This is a genomic window from Paenibacillus sp. E194, assembly GCF_000935845.1.
Classification (GTDB): Bacteria; Bacillota; Bacilli; order Paenibacillales; family Paenibacillaceae; genus Paenibacillus_B; species Paenibacillus_B alvei_B.
This window is the reverse complement of record NZ_JMDX01000238.1, coordinates 1-8,447: the sequence shown is the minus strand read 5'-3', so window position 1 is coordinate 8,447 and position 8,447 is coordinate 1. Positions and strand designations below refer to the sequence as shown.

General features: G+C 39.6%; 6 protein-coding genes. All 6 read left to right on the top strand.

The annotated features are described in order from the left end of the window. Positions 1-2,840: RHS repeat-associated core domain-containing protein (locus tag AZ66_RS23635; protein WP_331436933.1), on the top strand; the 2,840-nt coding region annotated here is incomplete at its 5' end. A 24-nt stretch (positions 2,841-2,864) separates the two neighbouring features. Next, a complete protein-coding gene (locus tag AZ66_RS23630) occupies positions 2,865-3,329 on the top strand; it encodes a hypothetical protein (RefSeq protein WP_044357097.1) in 465 nt (154 codons plus the stop codon). 671 nt (positions 3,330-4,000) lie between these two features. Next, a complete protein-coding gene (locus tag AZ66_RS23625) occupies positions 4,001-4,780 on the top strand; it encodes a LamG domain-containing protein (RefSeq protein WP_044357096.1) in 780 nt (259 codons plus the stop codon). A gap of 215 nt (positions 4,781-4,995) precedes the next feature. Beyond that, positions 4,996-6,927 (top strand): RHS repeat domain-containing protein, encoded by a 1,932-nt coding sequence (locus AZ66_RS23620; RefSeq protein ID WP_044357095.1) that lies wholly within the window; start codon positions 4,996-4,998, stop codon positions 6,925-6,927. Between the two features lie 280 nt (positions 6,928-7,207). Further along, on the top strand, positions 7,208-7,492 hold the full coding sequence (locus AZ66_RS23615; RefSeq protein WP_044357093.1) for a hypothetical protein: 285 nt from the start codon (positions 7,208-7,210) through the stop codon (positions 7,490-7,492). 201 nt (positions 7,493-7,693) lie between these two features. Then, complete coding sequence (locus tag AZ66_RS23610; protein ID WP_044357092.1) at positions 7,694-8,041, top strand: hypothetical protein; 348 nt, start codon at positions 7,694-7,696, stop codon at positions 8,039-8,041. The last annotated feature ends 406 nt before the right edge of the window (positions 8,042-8,447 follow it).

The window sequence follows — 8,447 nt, the reverse complement described above, 5'->3', positions numbered from 1 at the left end:
AATTCAATGAAACCCATAACTATATTTTCCCGAATAAGCAATCGGTAACGGTGACGGATGCGGCTGGCGTGTCCGGAGAGCTGACGACAGAGGCCATATATATTCCCGAGACTGGAATGCTGTATCAATATGTGGATGGAAAAGGACAGGCCATCACCTATACGTATGATGATTTGAATCGTGTAACTGCGGTAACCTACGCAGACGGAACGCAAACCAAGATTGAGTATGATGACACAAACAACCGTATCGTAGTCACGGATGCGGCCGGACAACGAACGGAGCGATTCTTTGATCCTTTCGGACGATTAATCAAGGAAACGAATGGGCGAGGGACGGCAGAGCATCGTTACAACGAATATGGCGATTTGATTTCTAAGGGAGACTTCAACGGTTCGGCTACCCGATATGATTATGATGCCTGGGGACGTGTCATAGCTGAACAACCGGGGTATTTTGCTGCTACGCGTTATCAGTTTGATGACGGCGCCAATACCAAGATTACGATGGATGGCACAAATAACCCGATTAAAGAAACGTACGATATTCTAGGCAGAGTGAAAATGAAGGAAGAGCTCAATCCATCTGGGAATGTAGTGTTGGCGCGTTACGAGTATGATTATGCGGGGAATGTCACGAGTTCCACAGACGCGAATCAGAATGTGACCAAGTATGAGTACGATGTTCTGGGAAGATTGCTTGCTGTAACGGATAGCGAAGGCAAGACAACCCGTTATCAATATGATCTGTCTGGAAATATGGTCGAAGTCAAATATGCAGATGGCAACACGGTACAGAAACGATATGACGAGATAGGACGATTGATCCAGCAGACAGATCCGAACAAGCAAACCGAGAAAGTGTACTATGATGCTAATAGTAACATCTCCCGCACGATTGATAAGAACGGGCAGTCCCAGACCTTTGAATATGATCCTCTTAATTTGCTGACAAAAGCGGCAGCTGCTGACGAAACGATAACGTACAGCTACGATGCCTTAGGCAAACGTATGTCGATGACCGATGGAACAGGAACGACGGCGTATGGGTATTATCCAACAGGCGAACTGGCATCGATTCAATATCCAGATCAAACGAAGCTGAGTTTTGATTATGACACTCGTCAGTTGAGAACGAAGCAAACCATTAACGCATCGAACTTTGCTATGACCTCTAATATAGATTATCTCTATGAGGCCGGTGTTCCAACAAAGCTTCGAGCACTTGACGGCAATGGAACGATGCTGACCGAGTTTACGTATAATTTTAACCAGCAATCTAAGCATCTTGCAAAACTGAGTGCGTCGAATGGGCTCAATGAGATATACAATTATGATGGTTATAATCTAGCAAGTATCCAACAGAAGCAAGGAGAAGCACTGTTTGGAAACTACAGCTATACCTATGATAACAACCGAAATATTACGGCTAAAAATGATAATGGAGCAGCTTATCAATTTAGCTACGATACGCTGAATCGAATCAAGACCTCAAGCCAATTCAATGAGGCATATACGTACGATCAACGAGATAACCGCAGCACCTTGCAAAGCGATCAGGTACTGGATATCAAGGGGGCAACCTACACCTACGATAAGCGTAATCGCTTAGTCAAAGTAACAACCGAAGACGGTAAGGCTGTCAGCTACCGTTATAATGGGGATAATCTGATGGTAGAGCGCACCGAGGGGGGCGTAACGACCCGATACTACTATGACGATAGAGCGAAGATTGTAGCAGAAGGTAAGGTAGAGGGGGTCGGTAGCGTCACCATTACAGCGGCGTATGTCCACGACTCGAATGGAAAGCTGCTGGCACGTCAAGTTCCAGGACAGAATGGTCTTCAGTATTATGTAACCAACGGACACGGCGATGTTACGGAAATCCGTGATGCGCAAGGAAATGTACTTAACCGATATACGTATGACATCTGGGGCAATCCATTGGTTCAAGAGGAGACGGTTCCGAACATTTTCCGCTATTCGGGAGAGTACTGGGATGCATCAACGAATCTGCAATATTTGCGCGCAAGATGGTATGATCCGAGTGTAGGTCGGTTTATTAATGAGGATACGTATGAAGGGGAAATGGGAAGTCCTCTGAGCTTGAACTTGTATACGTATGTAGCTAATAATCCACTTAAATATATAGATTTTTCTGGTCATGATTACGTTCTTCCTAGCTCGAGTCGTTTTAGAGAATTGGCTCAGAACAATGCTTATGTAGGAATGCTAGAATTTTTCCAGAAATCGTTCAAGATTAATCAATATAGTGGATACGATGGACTCCTCAATCCTGCAGCAGCAGAGAACTTAAGATTACTTAAAGCGGGCTATAGAGCTTCTAACGATTCTAATATTCAAAAGGTAATGGAGATACAAGGACTTGCTTTAAGAAATGATGCTTGTAGTTATTTAGCAGGTGGTTGTCAAGATGGAGCCGCAAGTATTACTTTTAGAAGTAAAGACTCATTAACAATAACAGCTTATAATAAGAATGGTGATTCTCAGTTAATTGATGTAATGAAAAACTCAGAAGGTGACATTGTCTATAGAACATTAATTCTAACTGCAGGGATAAACCCAAATAATTGGAATTATATTGGAGATGTAGATGGCTATCTGAGAGATAGAGGATATACAATTGAATACCCAGGTAAGCTTTCATGGGATAACACGGTTAAAGCAAAAGTTCTAAATGGAAGAGGCAATAAGATTGGTGAAGTTCACATTCTTCAACCGATGTATGAAGGACGAACCGGTAGATCACCTAAAATAGGAACTTATTTAAAGCACTTCCACTACGATAGTAACAAAAGAATGCATCATTATGGGGAATAATATTCGAGTCGGAGGTACGTTTATTTGGATAATGTATTATTTTATCTAGAAGACATTTATGATGAGAGGCTTACTAATCAGTCATTATATAATATTATTAATTACTTTACTTGTAACAATAGCTTTCTCATTATGCCATTTGATAATTTTTCTTCAAATCTTTGTGGTCTACAAAATAGAGTGATTTTCGAAACTGATGAAGCTGTTTACCCTTTTGAGGAAAAACGTCGTGATCGACAAACTAAGTGGTGTGAAGTTACATCATTTTCAGAATTTGATTTGTTACTCAAAAATGATATCCTTTTTGAGTGTTTAATTCATCCTAAAAAAGGAAACTTTACTGATTATTCGTTTGCACTTTATGTTCAGGAAAATATGGATGGCTATTCTTTGGTAGTTTGCGAAAAAAACATAGGGGAATTTGAAAGGATGGTATTACCCAAAATTATGAAGGAATTTTCAAATATTCTTACTTGGGGAAAAGAATAAAAATTTATTCGACGAAGGCGATTATCCTTCATTTGTGAGACAGGGGTCAAAACACCTTGCAAGTTGATTGTATTTTTCGAAAGTATTTGTATTCTGGGCGACGTTGCTAGAATAGTTCCAGAGAAAAAACGTATTGATAAAATCGAAAAGGTAGACATATAGAAATTGTTGAGAAGTATCTCATTAGATGAGGATTTTGAAAAGTTCTGGTTAAATGATTTTGATAAGTAAGGTGTATGATGAAATTAAGGCCTTGTTGGGATTTTTAGTCCCTTCAAGGTCTTTTCTTTGACCCTACCCAGTGTCGAATGAATCGGGCGGCTAGATTGAATCAAATATAATCCTCATCACCCCTGTATGATATTTATCCAATATGGTGTGCGCACGTATGAATAATATCCCCTTTAGGAAAATCATCCATTGTTATAACTCCAAAATCATCAGATACCATCGTGTTTTGATGCAAATACATTACCTTCGCTTTCTCACGGTTTAACCGAAATAAATTGAAAATGCAATAAAAATTGCAACGAACAGCCCTTCTAAGTTGATAGGAGGCCAGTAAGGGAATTCGATTTTCGAAATAACATATATAACTGGTGCAATATGGGGATACGTAATAGAGTAGCAATAGTATCTTGCGAGGTTGAATTAGAAAGGTGAGAAAAAGAATGAATTGGCTAGCACGTCAGAAGAAACGCATCATTTTGTTGATGTGTGTAAACTTATGTATCTGCTATATGGTGTTACAGAGTGGAGTCATCCAAGCTTCTGCTGCAAATGTTGAAAGTAAGTATTCATATGATGGGGCTGGACGGTTAAATGATGCTCAATCCACTGCTGGACAAAGTATAGACTACGTATACGATAACAACGGGAACATAACGCATAAGCTTTCTACTCTCCATTTTAGTGGGGGTGATCAGAGCTTGATGCAAAATTTGGCGGTAAATCAAACATCGGGGGCTAAAAATACGGTAGAGTTCTGGATGAAATGGGATGGTACTAATTCCGTCATGCCTTTTTCATGGAATACCCATTATGCACTTTGGTTTGCGGACGGATATTTTGGATTTAATACGGGCGAAAGCAATATCATTGGTATACCATCGGATCAGTTAAAAGACAAATGGGTGCATGTAGCTGCGACCTTCTATAACGGAGTGCCAAATGCGACAGATAATGAATTGTGTATTAATGGCGTAAAGCAGAACATAACAGCGGTTAAGGGGAAGACGACGTATTCAGTTGCGGCAACTCCATCGGCGTTCATATCAGGAAACAGCGATAAGAGCCTATACCGATTTGCTGGTAAGCTTGGTGAGATGAGAATTTGGAATTATAGGCTTTTACCATCTGAAGTGCAGGCTAACATGTATAAGGTGATTTCAGGCAAGGAATCCGGGTTGATTGAGACTTGGGAAGCTCAATCTTGGTCTCAAAATAAATGACAGCATCTTCAGGGAATAGCGCGCCCTAATACTTGATTACATATTAATGGTCGGGGCATGTATTCTTTGTATACTGTTTTTTACGTAATTCTTCCGATTTTTACGTAGGCAGCTAGTCCGATAATCTAATAGGAAGATGGCTCGTTTACTATCTTGGCTGTCCTATAGAGTTGAGTAGAAGTTTAATTAATTACAAACAAGGATGGTAATTATCAATGCAACGTCATATTCACTTGAGTGTAAAATGTATTGTTTGTGCTTGTTTGTTGTTCGTGCTGGCCTCGCTAATGCAGTATTCAGCAGATGCCAAAGAGTCTTCTAAACTCGAAATTGAGTTAGGTTCAACGAATGATAAGGCAAGGAAATGGGGCATGTTTTCTCCGAATATTGGACATCGTATCGGTAAAGCACAAGGAGATGATTGGATAGCTATACCTCCAGAAGATAAGCCAGGATTTTTAGTTTTTGGACCTTATGTAGATAATCTCGATATAGGAGAATGGACTGCAACGTGGTCGCTGAAGGTGCCTAGTAGTTTAAATGCCCCCTCTAAAATTGCTCGCTTGGAAGTTTATGATCCGGATTCTAATGAGATATTGGCTTTTCAAGAGCTAGCAAGCTTTCAATTTTCGAAACCTCATAGCTATCAGGATTTTTATTTGAAGTTTATGAAAACAAAACCAAAACAACGATTGGAATTTAGGGTTTTCTGGCACGGGGAGACTACGTTACAAGTGAATCAAGTGACAGTCCATCAAGCGGCAAAGTTGAATTTGGTGAAATCATGGAAGATGTCTGATCCTGCACTTGGCCATAGAATTGGCAGAGCAGATGGAGAGGGATGGTCAGCCAATATACAGCAGGATAAGGAAGGTTTTTTAAGCTTTGGACCTTATGTGAAGAATCTCCCGCTAGGAGCATGGAAGGTAAGCTTCCCATTGATAATCGATAATAACTCTGCTGATAATGAGAAAATAACTCGCTTGGAAGTCTATGATCCCGATGCAGATGAGATTTTATCGTCACGTGAAGTAACGAGGCAGCAATTCCTTTATTCTAATGTAACGCAGTATTTCGAGCTTCCTTTTGACAATGTATCACCGGATCGCCGATTAGAGTTCAGGATTTATTGGCACGGCTTAGCCAAGGTTACGGCCAAAGACATATCCATAGGCAAATCTACAAATATAATCTATAAGAAAACATGGAGTTTATCAGACCCTATGATTGGTCACAGAACGGGGAGATTAGATGAAGAGGGCTGGTCAGCGAATACAAAGCAAGACAACGAAGGTTTTTTGACTTTTGGGCCCTACGTGAAAGATGTATCTATAGGATCATGGGAAATCAGTTGGCCATTAATGATCGACAATCGTTCGGCAGATCACGCAAAAATAGTTCGTTTAGAGGTGTTCGATGTTGATGCCGATGAGATCCTATCCTTCCGTGAGATCGGACGGCAAGAATTTGAGCGTCCGTATGAATATAAAAGTTTTAATTTGAGATTCGTCCACGTAAACCCGAGTCACCGATTGGAGTTCCGCACCTATTGGTATGGAAATGCATTTATCAAAATGAAGAACCTTCAAATGAAGGGGACGTATCCAAGTTCATTTGGGAAAGTGTGGAATATGTCTGATCCGGCAATGGGGCATAGAACAGGAAAGCTTATTGAGGATGCATGGGTTGTGGAGCCTCAACAGGATCAACTAGGACATATGAGTTTTGGACCATATGAAAAAGGTATGGAAATCGGGACGTGGGTAAGCACTTGGTCGATGAAATTAAAGAATAGCAGTGAGAGCAAGGATCCTGTTCTAAGATTAGATATATACGATGCTGATACAGGAGAGATTATTCAGCAAAAAGATGTATATCAAGAGCAGTTTATTATCAATCATTTTCAAGATTTGAATATTCAATTCCAGAATGAACATCCGGGGCACGCACTGGAATTCAGAGTTTACTGGTACGGAAAACATGCTGTTGAATTGAAAAGCATAAGAGTAAACAAGACAAGGGTTTTAGATGAATACGTGTATGATAAGAATGGTCGATTGATACATTGGAATGGGGTTAATGGCAGACATAAGTACTATCGTTACGATAAGAATGGGAATATGTTAAGTGTTATTGATATGGAATAATGCGGATGGGAGACTCCAGTGTATTTGATGAACAGAACAACTAAATTGTAGGAATAAAGAAGGCTCATGAACTCATGGGCCTTCTTACTCGTGACAGGCGCGACCATCTTGAAAGTGTATATAGTTAGTACGCATAGCCTTTGTAAATTTTAATATGACTATTGGAAAGAGTCGAGTCAAATGCGTTCCATATTCCCTTTATATCGTGGGAAATAATAACTGTTAAATAGATCCTATAGGAAATATACTAAATACTTAGGCTAAATAAGGGGGAAATGTTGTGAAGCTAGCTTTTAAAAGTTATTTAATGGGTATAGTGACGATATTGTTAAGTTTCTTTCTGATTTCAAGCACCGCTAGTGCTAGTCTCACAGAGAAAGTGCTTGTGACTCAAGAAAACTTTGAACGAGGTACGTATGAAAGTACAGAAGTTGCAATGGCTTTGGGGACTGTTGCTAATCAGGTAAACAGTAGTTCATATTCTAATATGGTTGACATAAATGGTGATTTCGAGAGGGATTCCAACCATAATCAGTTGCCTGATTTTTGGGAAGTTGTTTGGTGAAACGGGGAGAGTTCGAATTCGTACGCAATCTTAGCTCCGTACGAACCAGTAGAGGGGAAACTTCATTACCGGTTATACAATGGTGACAACGATGCACAATCTTATCAGTATGTGCTATCTGATCAGATTCCTGTTAGGGGTGGATCAGCTTATACAATTAAAGCATTTCTAAGATATACTTTGCCAGTGGGACGAGTTGAGATGAGTATTATCCAAGCAGACGCACAAGGGAATAACGCAGGAGAAATTCATAACGTATATGGAAAAGGGATTTGGAATTGGAAGGCACATTATACTAGGTTTGTTGTTCAGCCGAATGTTGCATCCATTCGCATCCGGTTTGCGGTGGGTGGGGAAGTTGGGGCTTATTTGGACATGGATCAAGTAAGGCTACGACTACTTAACACTCAAGGAAATCTTAATCTTGTTCATTATGAATATAATCAAAGTAATGAAGTAAAGCGAATCATCTATCCAAATGGAAAGATTGTTGAAATAGAGTATGACGCCAATGGCAATCAAGTACAGAGAAAGATAGTGAAAGAATAGTTACATAATATACTGCTTAAATATAACGTGAGTTGTCGATAAAAAGATAAAAGAGTCATTAAATATCCATTTTTTTACAAATTAATGCTAATAAATAATAAATGTGCAGTAGGGAAAATAATGCTATTATATGAATCTATGAAAATTGACACTTAAGTTCAGGTTTAAAACGGCTTCACTCCCGTTTGGCAGGCGAAGCTGGATTATAACAATGACTATCCATTATGATACTGAAGCATGTGTGACGATATATTCATACGATGTCGGCAACAAAATGAAACAATAACATCTCCAGATGGTAGACTCATTTATCATTACTATGATGCAAATGGCAACTTAATTAGGCGTGAGTAGGGAAAGTGAATGATGTAATCTCTATTCATCTAATTGAGGTGTTTTTTGATAC

Excerpts from the sequence above, each read along its gene's own strand:
- AZ66_RS23620 (WP_044357095.1), top strand. The coding sequence starts at position 4,996 with ATGCAACGTCATATTCACTTGAGTGTAAAATGTATTGTTTGTGCTTGT.
- AZ66_RS23625 (WP_044357096.1), top strand. The coding sequence starts at position 4,001 with ATGAATTGGCTAGCACGTCAGAAGAAACGCATCATTTTGTTGATGTGT.
- AZ66_RS23610 (WP_044357092.1), top strand. The coding sequence starts at position 7,694 with ATGAGTATTATCCAAGCAGACGCACAAGGGAATAACGCAGGAGAAATT.